Source organism: Streptomyces calvus (genome assembly GCF_006782915.1).
In the GTDB taxonomy this organism is placed as follows: Bacteria; Actinomycetota; Actinomycetes; order Streptomycetales; family Streptomycetaceae; genus Streptomyces; species Streptomyces calvus.
The window spans coordinates 16,475-34,400 of record NZ_VCNP01000047.1 but is presented as its reverse complement, the minus strand read 5'-3'; the positions used below and the strand labels follow the sequence as shown (position 1 = coordinate 34,400).

Annotated in this window: 15 protein-coding genes and 2 tRNA genes; 4 read left to right on the top strand and 13 right to left on the bottom strand. The window is 70.7% G+C overall.

The annotated features are described in order from the left end of the window. Positions 1 to 67: 67 nt before the first annotated feature. The 5 genes from ndk to FGW31_RS22935 form a co-directional block, all read right to left on the bottom strand. Positions 68 to 481, bottom strand: a complete 414-nt coding sequence (ndk, locus tag FGW31_RS22955) for a nucleoside-diphosphate kinase (protein ID WP_142195371.1) — start codon at positions 479 to 481, stop codon at positions 68 to 70. A 65-nt stretch (positions 482 to 546) separates the two neighbouring features. Then, a complete protein-coding gene (locus FGW31_RS22950; protein WP_142195370.1) occupies positions 547 to 897 on the bottom strand; it encodes a DUF4233 domain-containing protein in 351 nt (116 codons plus the stop codon). Between the two features lie 6 nt (positions 898 to 903). Further along, entirely contained in the window at positions 904 to 2,424 is a 1,521-nt protein-coding gene (gene folC, locus FGW31_RS22945) for a bifunctional tetrahydrofolate synthase/dihydrofolate synthase (RefSeq protein ID WP_142195369.1), read from the bottom strand. Between the two features lie 44 nt (positions 2,425 to 2,468). Continuing rightward, the gene (locus FGW31_RS22940) at positions 2,469 to 3,518 is read right to left on the bottom strand and encodes an acyltransferase family protein (RefSeq protein WP_142195368.1); all 1,050 of its coding nucleotides are present in this window, start codon (positions 3,516 to 3,518) and stop codon (positions 2,469 to 2,471) included. Between the two features lie 149 nt (positions 3,519 to 3,667). Then, entirely contained in the window at positions 3,668 to 6,292 is a 2,625-nt protein-coding gene (locus FGW31_RS22935; protein WP_142195367.1) for a valine--tRNA ligase, read from the bottom strand. Between the two features lie 138 nt (positions 6,293 to 6,430). Here FGW31_RS22935 and FGW31_RS22930 point away from each other — a divergent pair, with 138 nt between their 5' ends. Next, complete coding sequence (locus tag FGW31_RS22930) at positions 6,431 to 7,393, top strand: hypothetical protein (RefSeq protein ID WP_142195366.1); 963 nt, start codon at positions 6,431 to 6,433, stop codon at positions 7,391 to 7,393. Between the two features lie 76 nt (positions 7,394 to 7,469). On the opposite strand, the gene clpX is transcribed toward FGW31_RS22930, so the two are convergent. From clpX to FGW31_RS22905, 5 genes are all read right to left on the bottom strand, one after another. Next, positions 7,470 to 8,756, bottom strand: a complete 1,287-nt coding sequence (clpX, locus tag FGW31_RS22925) for an ATP-dependent Clp protease ATP-binding subunit ClpX (RefSeq protein WP_030818444.1) — start codon at positions 8,754 to 8,756, stop codon at positions 7,470 to 7,472. Positions 8,757 to 8,937: 181 nt separating this feature from the next. Next, a complete protein-coding gene (locus FGW31_RS22920; RefSeq protein ID WP_142195365.1) occupies positions 8,938 to 9,618 on the bottom strand; it encodes an ATP-dependent Clp protease proteolytic subunit in 681 nt (226 codons plus the stop codon). A 111-nt stretch (positions 9,619 to 9,729) separates the two neighbouring features. Then, positions 9,730 to 10,335: an ATP-dependent Clp protease proteolytic subunit gene (locus tag FGW31_RS22915; protein WP_161173871.1), complete on the bottom strand. Its 606-nt coding sequence runs from the start codon at positions 10,333 to 10,335 to the stop codon at positions 9,730 to 9,732. Positions 10,336 to 10,713: 378 nt separating this feature from the next. Next, positions 10,714 to 12,102: a trigger factor gene (gene tig / locus FGW31_RS22910; protein ID WP_142195363.1), complete on the bottom strand. Its 1,389-nt coding sequence runs from the start codon at positions 12,100 to 12,102 to the stop codon at positions 10,714 to 10,716. 170 nt (positions 12,103 to 12,272) lie between these two features. Beyond that, positions 12,273 to 12,349 (bottom strand) — tRNA-Pro (locus tag FGW31_RS22905). Between the two features lie 166 nt (positions 12,350 to 12,515). On the opposite strand from FGW31_RS22905, the gene FGW31_RS22900 reads away from it, so the two are divergent. Further along, positions 12,516 to 12,586 (top strand) — tRNA-Gly (locus FGW31_RS22900). A gap of 83 nt (positions 12,587 to 12,669) precedes the next feature. Here FGW31_RS22900 and FGW31_RS22895 read toward each other — a convergent pair. Next, entirely contained in the window at positions 12,670 to 12,864 is a 195-nt protein-coding gene (locus FGW31_RS22895) for a hypothetical protein (RefSeq protein WP_142195362.1), read from the bottom strand. 646 nt (positions 12,865 to 13,510) lie between these two features. Between FGW31_RS22895 and FGW31_RS22890 the strand changes: the two genes are divergently transcribed. After that, the gene (locus tag FGW31_RS22890) at positions 13,511 to 14,704 is read left to right on the top strand and encodes an acyltransferase family protein (protein ID WP_142195361.1); all 1,194 of its coding nucleotides are present in this window, start codon (positions 13,511 to 13,513) and stop codon (positions 14,702 to 14,704) included. A 52-nt stretch (positions 14,705 to 14,756) separates the two neighbouring features. Here FGW31_RS22890 and FGW31_RS22885 read toward each other — a convergent pair whose 3' ends face one another. Together FGW31_RS22885 and FGW31_RS22880 are read right to left on the bottom strand one after the other, a co-directional pair. Continuing rightward, complete coding sequence (locus tag FGW31_RS22885) at positions 14,757 to 15,194, bottom strand: HD domain-containing protein (RefSeq protein WP_142195488.1); 438 nt, start codon at positions 15,192 to 15,194, stop codon at positions 14,757 to 14,759. Positions 15,195 to 15,235: 41 nt separating this feature from the next. Further along, complete coding sequence (locus FGW31_RS22880) at positions 15,236 to 16,414, bottom strand: PP2C family protein-serine/threonine phosphatase (protein WP_142195360.1); 1,179 nt, start codon at positions 16,412 to 16,414, stop codon at positions 15,236 to 15,238. Positions 16,415 to 16,609: 195 nt separating this feature from the next. On the opposite strand from FGW31_RS22880, the gene FGW31_RS22875 reads away from it, so the two are divergent. Next, positions 16,610 to 17,860, top strand: a complete 1,251-nt coding sequence (locus FGW31_RS22875; protein WP_233452557.1) for a GNAT family N-acetyltransferase — start codon at positions 16,610 to 16,612, stop codon at positions 17,858 to 17,860. The last annotated feature ends 66 nt before the right edge of the window (positions 17,861 to 17,926 follow it).

The window sequence follows — 17,926 nt, the reverse complement described above, 5'->3', positions numbered from 1 at the left end:
CCCCCAGACCATCCGACAGGCGGCAAACGCGCTGGACGCGGCCGCGACGTGATCGTTATGCGCGGGTTTACGCGCGCCCCGGGAAGAAGATCTTCACCTCGCGTTCGGCGGACTCCTCGGAGTCGGACGCGTGGATCAGGTTCTCCCGGACGATGACGCCGAAGTCACCGCGGATCGAGCCCGGCGCGGCGGCGATCGGGTCGGTAGGACCGGCCAGTTGGCGCAGTCCCTCGATGACCCGCTCACCCTCGACGATCATCGCCACGACCGGGCCGGAGGCCATGAACTCGACCAGCGGCTCGTAGAACGGCTTGCCCTTGTGCTCGCCGTAGTGCTGCTCCAGCGTGTCCTGGTCCAGGGTGCGCAGCTCCAGCGCGGTGATCTGCCAGCCGGCCTTGCGCTCGATACGGCTGATGATCTCGCCGGTCAGGCCACGACGGACCGCGTCGGGCTTGAGGAGGACGAGGGTGCGCTGGGTCACGGCGGAGCTCCTTGTACGTGAAGTCGTGCGGGAAGACGAGGTTACCGGGCGTGTCGCGGCATCTGTCACGCAGCGTCAGGTTGGTCGGCCCCGGCCGCGAACCGCGCCTTCGCTTCGTCCACCTTCCGCCCGAAGTGCACCGACGCCCACCACAGCAGCGCGAAGACCGCGCCCAGGAAGAACATCAGCGGCACGAAGACACCGGAGGCGACGAGCGCGATCTGCAGCGCCCAGCCGAGGGCCACACCGCCGGGCCGGGTGATCACGCCGCACAGGGCCACGCACAGGAACATCGCGATGCCGCAGACCGTCCACACCGTGCTCGTGGCCAGGTCGGGGTACTTCATCGCGACCAGTCCGGCGAACCCGATGACGAACAGCTCGCCGATCAGCGTCGAAGCGCAGAGCGTACGCAACGGATCTCAGCCCTTCCCCAGAAGCAGTCGGGCCTCGCCGACGGTGATGACGGAACCGGTGACGAGCACGCCGCCGCCGGCGAACTCGCCCTCCTCCTCGGCCAGCGTGATCGCGGCCTCCAGCGCGTCCGGCAGCCGCGGCTCGACCTGCACGCGGTCCTCGCCGAACACCTCGACGGCGATCGCCGCCAGTTCGTCGGCGTCCATCGCGCGGTGGCTGGAGTTCTGCGTGACGACGACCTCGGCGAAGACCGGCTCGAACGCCTCCAGCAGCCCGCGCACGTTCTTGTCGCCGCTCGCGCCGACGACACCGACGAGCCGGCTGAACTGGAACGCCTCACCGATCGCCTCGGCCGCGGCCCGGGCGCCCGCCGGGTTGTGGGCGGCGTCCAGGACGACGGTCGGCGAGCGGCGCACGACCTCCAGCCGGCCCGGGGAGGCGACGGCGGCGAACGCCTTGCGCACGGTGTCGATGTCGAGCCGTTCGGCGCGCTGGGCGCCGACGCCGAAGAACGCCTCCACGGCGGCGAGCGCCACGGCCGCGTTGTGCGCCTGGTGGGCGCCGTGCAGCGGGAGGAACACCTCCTCGTACTCGCCGCCGAGCCCGCGCAGCGTCACCAGCTGGCCGCCGACGGCGACCTGCCGGGCGACCACACCGAACTCCAGGCCCTCCCGGGCCACGGTGGCGTCCACCTCGACGGCCTTCTTCAGCAGCACCTGCGCCGCGTCCACCGGCTGCTGCGCCATGATCACGGTGGCGTCCCGCTTGATGATGCCGGCCTTCTCACCGGCGATCTCGCCGGGCGTGCTGCCGAGCCGGTCGGTGTGGTCGAGGTCGATGGGCGTCACCACGGCGACGCTCCCGTCGATCACATTGGTCGCGTCCCAGCTGCCGCCCATGCCGACCTCGACGACGGCCACGTCCACGGGGGCGTCGGCGAAGGCCGCGTACGCCATGCCGGTGAGCACCTCGAAGAAGGACAGCCGGTACTCCTGCTGCGCGTCGACCATCTCGACGTACGGCGCGATGTCCCGGTACGTCTCGATGAACCGCTCGGCACCGATCGGCGCCCCGTCGAGGCTGATCCGCTCGGTGATCGACTGGACGTGCGGGGAGGTGTACCGGCCGGTGCGCAGCTCGAAGGCACCGAGCAGCGCCTCGATCATGCGGGCGGTGGAGGTCTTGCCGTTGGTGCCGGTGATGTGGATGGCGGGGTACGACCGCTGCGGCTCGCCCAGCACGTCCATCAGCGCGGCGATGCGGCTGACCGACGGCTCCAGCTTGGTCTCGCCCCAGCGGGTCGCGAGCTCCGCCTCGACCTCGCGCAGGGCCTTGTCGACCTCGGGGTCCTCCGGCCGTGCGGGCACGTCGGCCTGCGGCGGGCCGCCCTGCGTGCGCAGGGTGCGGCTGCCGGCCTCGATCACGGCGAGGTCGGGGTCGCGGCGGGTCTCCTCCTCGACGAGCTCGGCGAACTCGTCGAAGGTGTCGTCCGGGTCGGGACCTGCTGATTCTGGGCGCTCGCTCACGGTACCCAGTCTACGGAGCCGCCCGACCGGGCCGGGCTCCCGCCTCAGCCGAGCCATCTCCGCAGGCCCAGCCGGCCCCACAGGAGGCTCGCGGCGAAGGACAGCGCGGCGGCGGCCGTCGCCGTCACCGCGAGCGCCAGGGGCGCGGCGACACCGTGCGGCACCATCTCCGCGACCGGCCTGACCAGCACCATCACGAACAGCAGATGCACCAGGTAGGTCCCGAACGACGCGTCCGACAGCCGCCCCAGCAGCGCCCGCGCCCGCTCCGGCACGCGCACCCCGGCCGCCGCGCCGAGCACGGCGAAGGTCAGTGCGGCCACCGCGACGCTGCCGTACGCGGCGGGGTGCCGCACGGTGAACTGGTACACGACGAGGGCGGTGAGCGCGAGCGCCGCGACCGCGAGCCACAGCGGCCGCGGGCCGCGCCGCCGGGCGGCGAGCAGGGCCGCGCCCGCGACCGCGTAGCCGAGCGAGGACAGCGACACGCTCCACTCCCAGGCGGGCAGCGGCAGCCCGGTGACGGTCCGCACGTCCTCGCTCAGCACCGGGGCGACGGCGACGGCGACGAGCAGCAGCGTCGACCAGCGGGGCGTGGCGCGCTGCTTGAGGACCAGCACGGCGACGCCGAGCAGCAGCAGGAGCGGCACGTAGGCGTACAGGTACCAGAGGTGGAAGGCGGCCTCCACGGAGCCGAAGAGCGCCCGGACCGCCTCCTTGGCGCCGCCGTCCAGGGGCGGCCCGAACAGGTACTGCCAGGCGAGGTAGAGCGCCGTCCACACCGCCATCGGGCGCAGGATCCGGCCGAGCCGGGTGAGCAGCTGGGCGTCGCCGCGCACCGGCGAGCCGGCCAGGGCCGCCCAGCCGGCCATCGCGAAGAACGCGGGCACCGCGAACCGGCCGGCCGAGTCGCCGAGGATGCCGCTCGTTCGGTGGCCGGCGTCGATGAACTCGGCGGCGGCGTGCACCAGCACGACGGCGGCGGTGCACACGACCCGCAGGAGGTCGATGTCGTACCGCCGCTCCCGGCCGGGTCTGCCCTGCCCGGCCGGTTCGGCGGGCAGCGCGGTGGTGAGGGGCGCGGTTCGGGGCATCGTGGGGGTGCTCCTGATGGCGTGGGCCTGGCGACGGGCGAAGACGCAGGCTCTCCCGGGCGGGTTACGCGCGGCCCACCGCAACGTGAACGGCCCCCGACCGGGAGGTCTCCGGTCGGGGGCCGCGGGGTGTGCGGGCCGGCTGCCCGTCAGGCGGCGGGCAGGCGCTCCAGCTGGGCCTGGATGCGGGTGATGTCCTCCTCCGCCTTGGCCAGCCGCGTGCGGATCTTGTCCACGACGTGGTCCGGTGCCTTCGCCAGGAACGCCTCGTTGCCGAGCTTCGCCGTCGCCTGCGCCTTCTCCTTCTCGGCCGCGGCGAGGTCCTTCGCCAGCCGCTTGCGTTCGGCGGCGACGTCGATCACGCCGGACAGGTCCAGCGCGACCTCGACACCCGCGACGGGCAGGGTCGCCGTGGCGGTGAAGGAGTCGCCCTCCGGCTGCAGGCGCAGCAGCTGCCGGATGGCCGGCTCGTGCGGCGCGAGCGGCGAACCGTCGAGCGTCAGCCGGGCCGGGACGCGCTGGCCGGGCTGGAGACCCTGGTCGGCGCGGAACCGGCGGACCTCGGTGATGACGGACTGGAGCGTGGCGATCTCCCGCTCGGCGTCGGCGTCCCGGAAGCCCGAGTCCGCCGGCCAGTCGGCGACGACGACCGACTCGCCGCCGGTCAGCGTCGTCCACAGCGTCTCCGTGACGAACGGGACGACCGGGTGGAGCAGCTTCAGCGTGACGTCGAGGACCTCGCCGAGGACGCGCTTGCTGACCTCGGCCGGCTCGCCGCCCGCCTGGAACGTCGTCTTGGACAGTTCGACGTACCAGTCGAAGACCTCGTCCCAGGCGAAGTGGAACAGGCTGTCCGACAGCTTGGCGAACTGGAAGTCGTCGTAGTACGCGTCGACTTCCGCGACGACCGTGTTCAGCCGGGACAGGATCCAGCGGTCGGTCGGCGACATCCTGGACGGGTCCGGCAGCGGGCCTTCGACGGTGGCGCCGTTCATCAGCGCGAAACGCGTCGCGTTCCAGATCTTGTTGGCGAAGTTGCGCGAGCCCTGGACCCAGTCCTCGCCGATCGGCACGTCGACGCCCGGGTTGGCACCGCGCGCGAGCGTGAAGCGCAGGGCGTCCGAGCCGTACTTGTCCATCCAGTCGAGCGGGTTCACCGCGTTGCCGAAGGACTTCGACATCTTCTTGCCGAACTGATCGCGGACCATGCCGTGCAGGGCGATGGTGTGGAACGGCGGGGTGCCGTCCATCGCGTACAGGCCGAACATCATCATCCGGGCGACCCAGAAGAAGAGGATGTCGTAGCCGGTGACCAGGACGGAGTTCGGGTAGAACTTCGCGAGGCTCTCGGTCTGTTCGGGCCAGCCGAGCGTGGAGAACGGCCACAGGCCGGAGGAGAACCAGGTGTCGAGGACGTCGGTGTCCTGGTGCCAGCCGTCACCGCTCGGCGGCTCCTCGTCCGGTCCGACGCAGACGACCTCGCCGTTCGGCCCGTACCAGACCGGGATGCGGTGGCCCCACCACAACTGCCGCGAGATGCACCAGTCGTGGAGGTTGTCGACCCAGTCGAAGTAGCGCTTCTCCATCTCCTGCGGGTGGATCTTGACGCGGCCGTCACGGACCGCGTCGCCGGCCGCCTTCGCCAGCGGGCCGACCTTGACCCACCACTGCATGGACAGGCGCGGCTCGATGGTGGTCTTGCAGCGCGAGCAGTGGCCGACGGAGTGGACGTAGGGCCGCTTCTCGGCGACGATCCGGCCCTCGGCGCGCAGCGCGGCGACGATGGCGGAGCGGGCCTCCAGCCGGTCCAGGCCTTGGAAGGGGCCGTGCGCGGTGATGACGGCGTGCTCGTCCATCACGGCGATGGCGGGCAGGTCGTGGCGCTGGCCGATCTCGAAGTCGTTCGGGTCGTGCGCCGGGGTGACCTTGACGGCGCCGGTGCCGAACTCGGGGTCGACGTGCTCGTCGGCGACGACCGGGATGGAACGGTCGGTCAGCGGCAGCTTGATCAGCTTGCCGACCAGGTGCTTGTACCGCTCGTCGTCGGGGTGGACGGCGACGGCCGTGTCACCGAGCATCGTCTCGGCACGGGTGGTGGCGACGACGATCGTGTCGTCCCCGTCGCCGTACTTCATGGAGACGAGCTCGCCGTCGTCGTCCTGGTACTCGACCTCGATGTCGGAGATCGCGGTCAGACAGCGCGGGCACCAGTTGATGATGCGCTCGGCGCGGTAGATCAGCTCGTCGTCGTAGAGCCGCTTGAAGATGGTCTGGACGGCCTGCGAGAGGCCCTCGTCCATGGTGAAGCGCTCACGCGACCAGGCGACGCCGTCGCCGAGGCGGCGCATCTGCCCGCTGATCTGACCGCCGGACTCGCCCTTCCACTGCCAGACGCGCTCGACGAACGCCTCACGGCCGAGGTCGTGGCGGGACTTGCCCTCCTTGGCCAGCTCCCGCTCGACGACGTTCTGCGTGGCGATGCCGGCGTGGTCCATGCCGGGCTGCCACAGCGTCTCGAAGCCCTGCATCCGCTTGCGGCGGGTCAGGGCGTCGATCAGCGTGTGCTCGAAGGCGTGGCCGAGGTGCAGGCTGCCGGTGACGTTCGGCGGCGGGATGACGACGGTGTACGGAGGCTTCTCGCTCTTGGCGTCCGCCTCGAAGTAACCGCGCTCTACCCAGCGCTCGTACAGCGGCCCCTCTACATCGGCCGGCGCGTACTGGGTCGGCAGTTCGGTGGTGGGCGCTGGTGGCTGCTGATGAGCGTTCTCGGTCACGGGGGTCAGTTTAGAGGCGTCACCGCGGTGTCTCGAAACGCGATTGTCTTGTAACGGTGCGGCACCCGGTGGCCTGATCGTGTCGTGGCTGCGTCAGGATGTCGGCAGCAGACAAGCATCTTGAGGGGGAACCCTGTCATGAGTTACAACCAGCCGGGCCCGTACGGCGGGCAGCCCCAGCAGCCCGGGCCGTACGGCCAGCCGGGTCCTTACGGCCAGCAGCCGCAGGCTCCGCAGCCCGGCTACGGCTACCCTCAGCAGGCCCCTCCGCCCGGGCAGCCCGGTTACGGCTACCCGCAGCAGCCCGGCCAGCCCGGTGTCCCGCCGCAGCAGCCCCCGTACGGCCAGCAGCCGCCCTACGGCCAGCCCCAGTACGGCATGCCGCCCCAGCCCCCGGCGTCGGGCGGCGGCGGCAAGAAGGCCGGCATCGTCATCGGCGCGGTCGCGGTCGTGGCGGCGCTCGGCGTGGGCGCGTACTTCGTCTTCGGCGGAGGCGGCGGCGCGGGCGGCGGCCTGGAGGACGACGGTCCGCACAAGCTGTCGGCTCCGCAGCAGGTCCTCGGGGAGTACACCCGCGTCGGCGAGGGCGGCGAGGACTCCAGCTCGAGCACGGTGGACGACCTCGCCGAGGGCGGCATCAAGGACGGCAAGTCCGTCGGCGCCCAGTACTCGACGGCCGACTTCAGCAACTACGACCCGCAGGACCCGAGCACCATCCCGGACAAGACGGAACTGCTGGGGGCCAAGGGCGTGACGTTCTTCGGCGCCTACGGCAAGGTCGCGGACCCGGAGGCGGCGCTCGACAAGGTCTTCGCCTCCATCAACAAGGAGACGAAGGAGAACTCCGGCAACGGAGGGCTCATGTCCGAACTGGTCGGCGAGCCCGAGTCGGTGGAGATCGACGGCGCGGTCATGAAGTGCCAGGCGGGCAAGGGCACCAACGACCTCACCCAGAAGGAAACCACCAACTGGTTCTGCGCCTGGGCGGACTACAGCACGATCGCGATCGTCTCCCCCGGTGACAACACCAAGGACATCACCAAGGACGCGGCCGTGGACATCACCACGAAGCTGCGCGGCGAGGTCCGCGTCAAGGCCTGACAACCTCGACAAGGCGAAGGGGCCCCGGTCGACCGGGGCCCCTTCGCCTTGTCCGCCGCCGCCGTCGCGGCGGCGGTCACGCCGTCTTCTGTTCGCCCGAGCCGCGGCCGCGGGCGTCGCGGGGGATCAGGGTCGGGTTGACGTTGGAGAGGACCACGTCGGCGGTGATGACGACGCGGGCGACGTCCTTGCGGGACGGGACCTCGTACATCACGCCCTGGAGGACTTCCTCCATGATGGCGCGCAGGCCGCGCGCGCCGGTCTGGCGGAGGATGGCCTGGTCGGCGATGGCCTCCAGCGCCTCCCGCTCGAAGTCCAGTTCCACACCGTCGAGTTCGAAGAGCCGCTGGTACTGCTTCACCAGCGCGTTGCGCGGCTCGACGAGGATCTGGAGGAGGGCTTCACGGTCCAGGTTGTGGACGCTCGTGATGACCGGGAGGCGGCCGATGAACTCGGGGATCATGCCGAACTTGACCAGGTCCTCCGGCATGACCTCCTCGAACTGGTCCTTGGACTCCCGCTCCTGCTTGGAGATGATCGTCGCGCCGAAGCCGATGCCCTTGGCGCCCGCCCGGCCCTCGATGATCTTCTCCAGTCCGGCGAAGGCACCGCCCACGATGAACAGCACGTTCGTCGTGTCGATCTGGATGAACTCCTGGTGCGGGTGCTTGCGGCCGCCCTGCGGCGGCACCGAGGCGGTGGTGCCCTCGAGGATCTTCAGCAGCGCCTGCTGGACGCCCTCGCCGCTGACGTCACGGGTGATCGACGGGTTTTCACTCTTGCGGGCGACCTTGTCGATCTCGTCGATGTAGATGATCCCGGTCTCGGCCTTCTTGACGTCGTAGTCGGCCGCCTGGATCAGCTTCAGCAGGATGTTCTCGACGTCCTCGCCGACGTACCCGGCCTCGGTGAGCGCCGTGGCGTCCGCGATCGCGAACGGGACGTTCAGCATGCGGGCCAGCGTCTGGGCCAGGAGCGTCTTGCCGGAGCCCGTGGGGCCCAGCAGGAGGATGTTGGACTTCGCCAGCTCGATGGCGTCGTCACGGCCCTGCGCGCCGCCGTTCTCGCCGGCCTGGACGCGCTTGTAGTGGTTGTACACGGCGACGGAGAGGGCCTTCTTGGCCGCCTCCTGCCCCACCACGTACCCCTCGAGGAACTCGTAGATCTCGCGGGGCTTGGGCAGCTCCTCCCAGCGCACCTCGCTGGTCTCGGCGAGTTCTTCCTCGATGATCTCGTTGCAGAGATCGATGCACTCGTCGCAGATGTACACACCGGGCCCTGCGATGAGCTTCTTGACCTGCTTCTGGCTCTTTCCACAGAACGAGCACTTGAGCAGATCGCCGCCGTCACCGATGCGTGCCACGGTGTGCTTCCCCTTCGCCTGGGAGACGCGGACGCGGGCGTCCGGCGGCTCCTGGTGCTGCCTTATGTCCGACGGTACCTTGCCGAGCCCCCCGTTCGGGCCCCCCTTGGCACGGTTCACTTTGACGTGGACCGTGCCAAACCGTGCCAAGGGGCGGCAGACGTTACTCCCCCGCCTCGCCTCAGCGCAGGCTGGAGTTGTCCATCTTCCGGGTGGTGATGATCTGGTCGATCAGGCCGTACTGCAGCGCGTCCTCGGCCGTGAGGATCTTGTCGCGCTCGATGTCCTCGCGGATCTTCTCGATCGGCCGGGTGGAGTGCTTGGCCAGCATCTCCTCCAGCTGCGTGCGCATGCGGAGGATCTCGTTGGCGGCGATCTCCAGGTCGGAGACCTGGCCGCGGCCGGTCTCGCTGTACGGCTGGTGGATCAGCACACGCGCGTTCGGCAGGGCCATGCGCTTGCCGGGCGTACCGGCGGCCAGCAGGACGGCGGCGGCGGAGGCCGCCTGGCCCATGCACACCGTCTGGATGTCCGGCTTCACGTACTGCATCGTGTCGTAGATGGCGGTGAGCGCGGTGAAGGATCCGCCCGGGCTGTTGATGTAGACGGAGATGTCCCGGTCGGGGTCCATCGACTCCAGGCACAGCAGCTGCGCCATGACGTCGTTGGCGGAGGCGTCGTCGATCTGCACGCCGAGGAAGATCACGCGCTCCTCGAAGAGCTTCGCGTACGGGTCGTACTCGCGGATGCCCTGGGAGGTGCGCTCGACGAAGCGCGGGATGACATAACGGGACTCGGCCGCGGGGCCGGTGTACTCGGCGCGGGTGCGGTCGTACAGGCCGCTGCCGGGGAAGTCGTTCACGGTGTCTCCTGGAAAGGGGCTGAGGCGGTCGGCTGGGGCTGCTGGGGCTGTTCGGCGGGCCCTGAGGGGCCCGGCGTGGCCCACGGGGCCGCAGGGGCTCCGTGGGGCCGCTCAGGCCCCGGTGCCGCCGCCGCCCGGCATGCCGGCGGCCGTGGCGATCACGTCGTCGATGAGGCCGTACTCCTTGGCCTCGAAGGCGTCGAACCAGCGGTCGCGGTCGGAGTCGCGGGTGATCTGCTCGACCGACTGGCCGGTGTGCTGGGCCGTGAGCTCGGCCATGCGCTTCTTGGTGTGCAGCAGCCGCTCGGCGTGGATCTTGATGTCCGAGGCCGAGCCGGCGAGACCGGCCGACGGCTGGTGGATCAGGATCTCGGCGTTGGGCAGCGCGAAACGCTTGCCGGGCGTGCCGGCGCTCAGCAGGAACTGGCCCATGGAGGCGGCCAGGCCCATGGCGATCGTCACCACGTCGTTCTTGATGTACTGCATCGTGTCGTAGATCGCCATGCCGGCGGTGATGGAGCCGCCGGGGCTGTTGATGTACAGGTAGATGTCCTTGTCCGGGTCGGAGGCAAGGAGCAGCAGCTGTGCGGTGATCTTGTTCGCGATGTCGTCGTCGACCGGCTGGCCGAGGAAGATGATCCGCTCGTTGAGCAGCCGGTTGTAGACCTGGTCGCCGAGGCCACCACCGATGGAAGGCTCGCCGGCGGCGGAGGGCATCAGATTCGTCACGTATCCACCTGCTCGTCTTACGACGGCGCCGGGCCGTCTCACGTTTCCCTGCGGGGGCCTTCGGCGGTTTCGCCGCGGTATTCGGGCCCCGTATTCATGGACCCTAACGCGGGGGCTCCGCCGGGGAATCCCGGTAACGGGGGTGTTCGCCGGGGGCGTAGAGGGGTGTACTCGGCGGTGGGCCGCGCAAGCGGGGGCGGACGCCGTCCCGCCGCGGGGCCACCGGCCGTGGCGGCCGCGGCCCCGTGGGGGTCGGTCGCACGGTTCCCCGCCTCCCGGGCCGGCGGCCCCGGAGGCCAGACACCGGGGCCCCGGAGTGTCGCCTACCCCGGGGCCCTGGTGATCACGTCGGAGGTGACGCGAGGGTCAGCCCTCGGTCTTCTCCTCGGCCGGGGCCTCGGCGGCCTCGGCCTCGGTGGACTCGGCGGCCTCGGCCTCGTCCTCCTCGTCGTCGAGGTCGACGATCTCGCCGTTGGTGTCCTTGACCGTGGCCTTCTCGACCACGAGGGCCAGGGCCTTGCCGCGGGCGACCTCGCCGACGAGCAGCGGGACCTGGCCCTGCTCGACGACGGCCTGGGCGAACTGGTCGGGGGACATGCCGGAGGAGGCGGCGCGGCGCATGAGGTGCTCGGTGAGCTCCTCCTGGTTCACGTTCAGCTTCTCCTGCTTGACGAGCTCGTCGAGCACGAACTGGGTCTTGATGCCCTTGACCGCGGCCTCGCGGGTCTCGGTCTCGAACTCCTCCTCGGTCTTGCCCTGGATCTCCAGGTACTTCGCGAGGTCGAGGCCCATCTGACCGAGCTGGTGGTGCTCGAGGTTGTGCTTGCGGGTGTTGATCTCGTCCTCGAGCAGCTTCTCGGGGACCGGGACCTCGACCAGCTCGAGCAGCTTCTCCAGGACGCGCTCCTGGGCCTGCGTGGCCTGGTCGTACTGCTTCATGTTCTCCAGGCGCTTGCGGCTGTCCGCCTTCAGCTCCTCGAGGGTGTCGAACTCGGAGGCGAGCTGCGCGAACTCGTCGTCCAGCTCGGGCAGCTCACGCGCGGCGACCTGGGTGACCTTGACGGTGACCTCGGCCTCCTTGCCGGCGGCGGAGCCGCCCTTGAGCTCGGAGGTGAAGGTGGCCTCGCCACCGGCCTGCAGGCCCTTCACGGCGTCGTCGATGCCGTCCAGCAGCTCACCGGAGCCGATGGTGTAGGAGACGCCGTTGGCGATGCCGTCCTCGAGGACCTCGCCGTCGACCTTGGCCTCCAGGTCGATGGTCACGACGTCGCCGTCCTCGGCGGCGCGCTCGACCGGGGAGGTGGAGGCGAAGCGCTCACGGAGCTGCTCGACGGACTTCTCCACGTCCTCGTCGGTGACCTCGACGGCGTCGACCTCGACCTCGATACCGGAGTAGTCCGGGATCTCGATGGTCGGACGGATGTCGACCTCGGCGGTGAAGTTCAGCGTCTCGCCGTCCTTCAGCTCCGTGATGTCGACCTCGGGCTGGCCCAGCGGGCTCAGCTCGGCCTCGTTGACGGCGTCGGTGTAGAACTTCGGGAGGGCGTCGTTGACGGCCTCCTCCAGCACCGCACCGCGGCCGAAGCGCTGGTCGATGACCCGGGCCGGGACCTTGCCCTTGCGGAAGCCCTTCACCGTGACCTGCTGGTTGATCTTCTTGTACGCCGCGTCGAGGCTGTCCTTGAGCTCCTCGAAGGGCACCTCGACAGTGAGCCGAACCCGGGTCGGGTTCAGGGTCTCCACGGCGCTCTTCACGGTTCGGTCTCCTTGTGGCTGACTTCTCGGGTTCTGCCGGGACCAGAGCGGTCCGGCCGATTCGCCGCCCGGAGGACTTCAGACGCTGAGACACACGGGCGTGCAGCTTGCATAGTAACGGCAGCGGCTACGGCACCCAAAAGGCGATCACTGGTGCGTGTGCTGGTGGCTGGTCGGGGTGGCGGGATTTGAACCCACGGCCTTCCGCTCCCAAAGCGGACGCGCTACCAAGCTGCGCCACACCCCGTCTGGTGCGACACGTAGGGTACATGCACCCGGGCGCGGGGACCGCCGTATTTCCCGGCGCGGTGCGGTGCCGGGAGGGGTGCGGGAAACGGGGTGTGCGACGAGGGCCCACGACCCGCTACGATGCCTGTCAGTGCCGCGGTCGTGCGACGCGCGGCGCGCACTGTGCGGGCGTAGCTCAATGGTAGAGCCCTAGTCTTCCAAACTAGCTACGCGGGTTCGATTCCCGTCGCCCGCTCTGTACGGCCCGGGGCCGGGTCGAGGAGATCTCCTCGACCCGGCCCCGGTCGTTTCCGTGGATCTCGGCGGGGCGGGGCGGGATCAGAAGCTGATCGAGTTGATCATCCCGGCTATCGAGTCCAGGAACCGCTGGATGTCGTCGGCCATGCCGGTGGAGGCGAGGAAGAAGCCGAAGAGCACGGCGACCACCGCCGGCCCGGCCTTGAGGGAGCCGCCTCTGATCAACACCACCAGGATGATCGCCAACAGCAGCACCACAGACAGTGAAATGGCCACAACTGATCACACCCTTGGTCGGTTCGGCTTCCCCGGCCCGGGCGACGCGACCCCGCGCACCCCGCCAGAACCATCGTGCCACCAACACGGCCGCCCTATGCGGCGGCTGACGCATCATCCACCTCACGAGGGCCCGTCGCGCGTGCGCGCGCTCGCCCGCGAGGATCAACGGCTTTACCTCGCACGGCAATTCGAAGGAACACCCGGACAGGGAATTCGACGGGATCGTTTCCGTGTCCACACATTGCGTTCGCAGCTAATTCGAATCACGCACGCACACGTGTCGACTTGCTCACCGGGACGCGCCGGCCGACCCGCGAACGGGCCCTGAACACCACACGAAGGCGGACATTTCACCGGAGTCGCCTGCCGGTCTTATGCACCGTTCAGTCATGAAGAATCACGACAAATGCCACCCATCGCTCATCAACGCCGCTGGTCATGGCATGTGTTGGCCCTCACGTCGACAACACCGTTCACTTTCCCGGAGACGGGGTACGCGGGCGGGATAACCAGGAATGACGACGGGCGTTTTACGGATTCCCGCGTACGACGCTAGGGTGCCTCAGATGTTTTACGCTGCCTCGTCCCCCGCAAGCGCAGCGAGCTCACCGACCGTCTCCCCGAGTTCCTGCCAGGAGGGTCAGTGACGAACTCGCAGCGACCGTACGACGACCGCAGGACGCCGCTCCCGCCGGTGCAGTCGCCGGCGTCCGGAGTGCCGAGCCCGCGGGTCAGGGCCGGGCAGGACGTCCGGCCGGCGAAGCCCGGCAAGCAGCGTGACGCGTTCTTCGACAACGCCAAGTACCTGGCCATCGTGCTGGTGGCCGTCGGCCATGCCTGGGGCCAGATCCTGGACGACCGGACGGTGGAGACCCTGTACCGGGTCGTGTACACGTTCCACATGCCGGCGTTCGTCCTCATCTCCGGCTACTTCTCGCGCAACTTCGACCTGAGCCCCCGGCACGTCAAGCGGCTGGTCTCCGGAGTGGTCGTCCCCTACGTCGTCTTCGAGATCGCCTACTCGCTGTTCCAGCGCTACGGGAACGACGACCCGGACCACTCCGTCACGCTGCTGGACCCCACCTACCACCTGTGGTTCCTGTGCGCGCTGTTCGTCTGGCGGCTGACCACGCCGCTGTGGCGGACGGTGCGCAACCCGCTGGCGGTCTCGCTGGCCGTCGCCGTCCTGGCCTCCGTGTCACCGCTGATCGGTGACGACCTCGACATGCAGCGGGTGCTGCAGTTCCTGCCGTGCTTCGTGCTGGGCCTGCTGCTGCGGCCCGAGCACTTCCAGCTGGTGCGGCGCCGCTCGGTGCGCATCCTGTCCGTGCCGGTGTTCGCCGCGGCCACGGTCGTCGCCTGGTGGTCGGTGCCGCGGATGCGGCTCAACTGGCTGTACCACAACACCGCCGCCCAGGAGATGGGCGCGCCGTGGTGGACCGGTCCGGTCATGGTGCTCGCCACGCTCGGCTGCTCCCTGCTGCTGACCGCCTGCTTCTTCGCGTGGGTGCCGCGCCGCCACATGTGGTTCACGGCCCTCGGCGCGGGCACGATCTACGGCTATCTGCTGCACGCCTTCCTGGTGAAGGCCGGCAACTACACGGGCTGGTTCGACCAGCCGGCGCTCGCGCACCCGCTCGGCGTGCTCGCGCTGACCGTGTGCGCGGCCGCCGTCGTCACGGTGCTGTGCACCAAGCCGGTCCAGCGGGCCCTGCGCTGCGTGGTGGAGCCGAAGATGGAGTGGGCGTTCCGCGACAACCCGGGCGGAAGCGCCCCTGACCGCCGGCCGCGGGAGGCCGCCGAGCGGCGCGAGCCGGCCGAGAAGGTCTCCGCCTGACGCACCGTCCGTCCCAGTCCCCCCGGGTTCGTCTCCGTACCCGGGACCCGGCTCAGTCGGCCAGGCCGAGGAGCGCACGCATGCGCGTGTACTTCCCGGCCAGCCGGGTGCGGGTCGCCTCGTCCAGTACGGCGAGGCGGGCCGGGTCGGCGTTGTGCGCCAGGTCCGCCTCCTTCACCAGCAGCGCGCCCGGCGTCGCGAGGATGCGGGCCGCGTACGCCTCGGGCGGCTCCCCGGACCGTTTGGTGACCGCGAGGACGATGTCCTTGGTCCGCTGGGTCAGCGCGGCCTCGCGCAGCCACTGCTCCGTCAGCCGGTCGTCCTCCACGGCGTCGTGCAGCCACGCCGCCGCGATCTGCTCCTCGTCGCCGCCGCGCGCGCGGACGCCCTCCGCGACGGCCCGCAGGTGTTCGGCGTAGGGGCGGCCCGCCTTGTCGGTCTGCCCGGCGTGCGCCGCGCGGGCGGTGGCCTCGACCTCGGCGGTGGTCATCGGGGTGCGCGGTGTCTCGGTCACCCGTCCAGTGTGCCCGCTCAGCGGGCGGCGGCGGCCGTCGGTCCCTCGCGGCAGATGAGCAGCAGGGCACGGTCGTCGTTGACGTCCTTGGCGACCGCCTCGATCAGGTGCCAGGCGGCGCCGTGGAAGCCGCCGGCGACATAGCGGTCGGCCTCGCCGGTGAGCCGGTCGATGCCCTCGACGATGTCCCGGTCGGAGGTCTCCACCAGCCCGTCGGTGAACAGCATCAGCACGTCGCCGGGGCGCAGGGAGCCCTTCACGGGGTCGAACTGGGCGCCGTCGTACACGCCGAGCAGGGGGCCGTCGGCCGCCTTCTCCTCCCAGCGTCCGCTGCCCGCGCTGAGCTGGAGGCCGGGCGGGTGCCCGGCGGAGTACAGCTCGTAGTCGCCGGAGTCGAGGTCGAGCACCAGGTGGATGGAGGTGGCGAAGCCCTCGTCCCAGTCCTGGCGGAGCAGGTAGCCGTTGGCGGCCGGGAGGAAGGCGTGCGGGGGCAGGCTGCCGAGGAGTCCGCCGAAGGCGCCGGACAGCAGCAGGGCCCGCGACCCGGCGTCCATGCCCTTGCCGGAGACGTCCGTCAGCACGACCTCCAGGGTGCGCCCGCCGTTGGTGCGGGCCGCGACCACGAAGTCGCCCGAGAACGACTGCCCGCCGGCCGGGCGCAGCGCCATCTCCCGGTGCCAGCCGTCCGGCAGCTTGGGCAGCTTGCTCTGCACCCGGATGCGTTCGCGCAGGTCGAACAGCATGGTGCCGCCGCGCCGCCAGGGCACGCCGACCCGGCTGCGGAACTGCGCGACGAGCAGGCCGAAGAAGCCGCAGGCCGCGACGACCAGGACCACGCCCGGGGTGACCCGGGCCGCGCCCTCGGTGTAGGGGCCGAGCTGCACCGACTCCACGATCAGCGCGGTCGCCGCCGCCGCGTACAGGCCGAGCAGGCTCGCCGGGCGCAGCAGCAGGCCGCCCGCGACGATGGGCACGACCAGCGCGGACGGCGCGCACCACACGGAGTTGGCGAGCGTGCCGGCCGCGATCAGCGGGACGGTGAGGAGCAGTCCGGCGAGTGCGACCCAGTCCGAGCCGTCGCCGCGGAAGTAGTCGACGGCGGCCCGGCGCACGCCGACGCGGGCCCGGTGCCACTGCTTCTTCAACCGGGCCGTGAACGTGTCGGCTTCCGCGCGCCGCTGTCGTTCTGCTGCCATTAGTCCGGGACCCTATCCATCGGACCGGCCGCTTGGCACGGGAGGTCCTGGTTGTCCCCCCGACGGGGACCGAACTCACAGGGGACGTCACCCGGCGCCGGCGCGGTGCCCGCCGGGCGAAATTCCCTCGCTCGTCCCTCGGGGCCCTGGTAGGCATGGTTCATGGCGAACGCGCGCACGAGTGGGACAGGTGACGTGACCGGTGGAAGGGCGGGCTTCGGTGCCGCGCTCAGGACCCTGCAGCCAGACGAATGGGACAAGTGGTACGCGAACCTCCTCCGTGCCTTCGCCGGTGTCGTGGAAGCCGACGAGGAGCGTCAACTCTGGCACGGGCTCGCCGAGTTCGATCGTTTTCTGGCCGCCTGGGACGGTGCCGAGTGCGTGGGGTCGGCGGGCGCGTTCTCGTTCCGGCTGACCGTGCCCGGCGGCGAGTCGGTGCCGGCCGCGGGCATCACGGGCGTCGGCGTGGCCGGTACGCACCGGCGGCGCGGCATCCTGACCTCGATGATGCGGCGCCAGCTGGACGACGTGCGCTCCTGGGGCGAGCCGCTGGCGGTGCTCACCGCCTCCGAGCCGGCGATCTACGGCCGGTACGGGTACGGGGCCGCCTCCTTCCAGTTGAAGGCGGAGATCGACACCGGCCGGACGACCCTGTCGGTGCCGGAGGGCACGGACGGGGTGCGGCTGCGGTACGCCTCGCCCGTCGATGTGCTCGACGCGTGCGAGGCGGTGTACGCGCTGCTGGTGCCGGGGCGGCCGGGCATGCTGGCCCGGCGGCCCGGCTGGGAGCGGCTGGGGACGCTCGACCCGGAGAGCGACCGGGGCGGGGCGTCGCCGTTGCAGTGCGTGCTCGCGGAGCGGGACGGGGAGACCGTCGGGTACGCGCGGTTCCGCACGAAGCTGGGCTGGGGCCGGTCCGGGCACGACGGCACGGTGATCCTCAGCGACCTGGCCGCGCTGGATCCGGCGGCGGACGCCGCGCTGTGGCGGTTCCTGTTCGGCATCGACCTGACGACGACGCTGGTGGCGACCGGCCGGCCGGTCGACGAGGCGTGGCAGTACATGGTGTCCGACATCCGCCGGTGCCGGCCGGAGATGCGCGACGCGCTGTACGTACGGCTGGTGGACGTCGGTGCGGCGCTGGGGGCGCGGACGTACCGGACGCCGGTGGACGTCGTGCTGGAGGTGGAGGACGCCTTCTGCCCGTGGAACGCGGGGCGTTGGCGGCTGAGCGGCGACGCCAAGGGAGCGTCCTGCGAGCGCACCCGGGACGCGGCGGATCTCGCCCTGTCGGTACGGGAGTTGGCGGCGGCGTATCTGGGCGGGGTGAGTTTGACGGCGCTGGCGGCGGCCGGCCGGGTGCGGGAACTGCGCGAGGGCGCGCTGGCCGAGGCGTCGCTGGCCTTCGGCAGCACCATGGCGCCGTGGCTGCCGCACGGGTTCTGACCGTCCGGATCCGACCGGCCGGATCCTGTCGTTCGGGTCGGCCCGGCTGCGACGCCGCGGACGCGC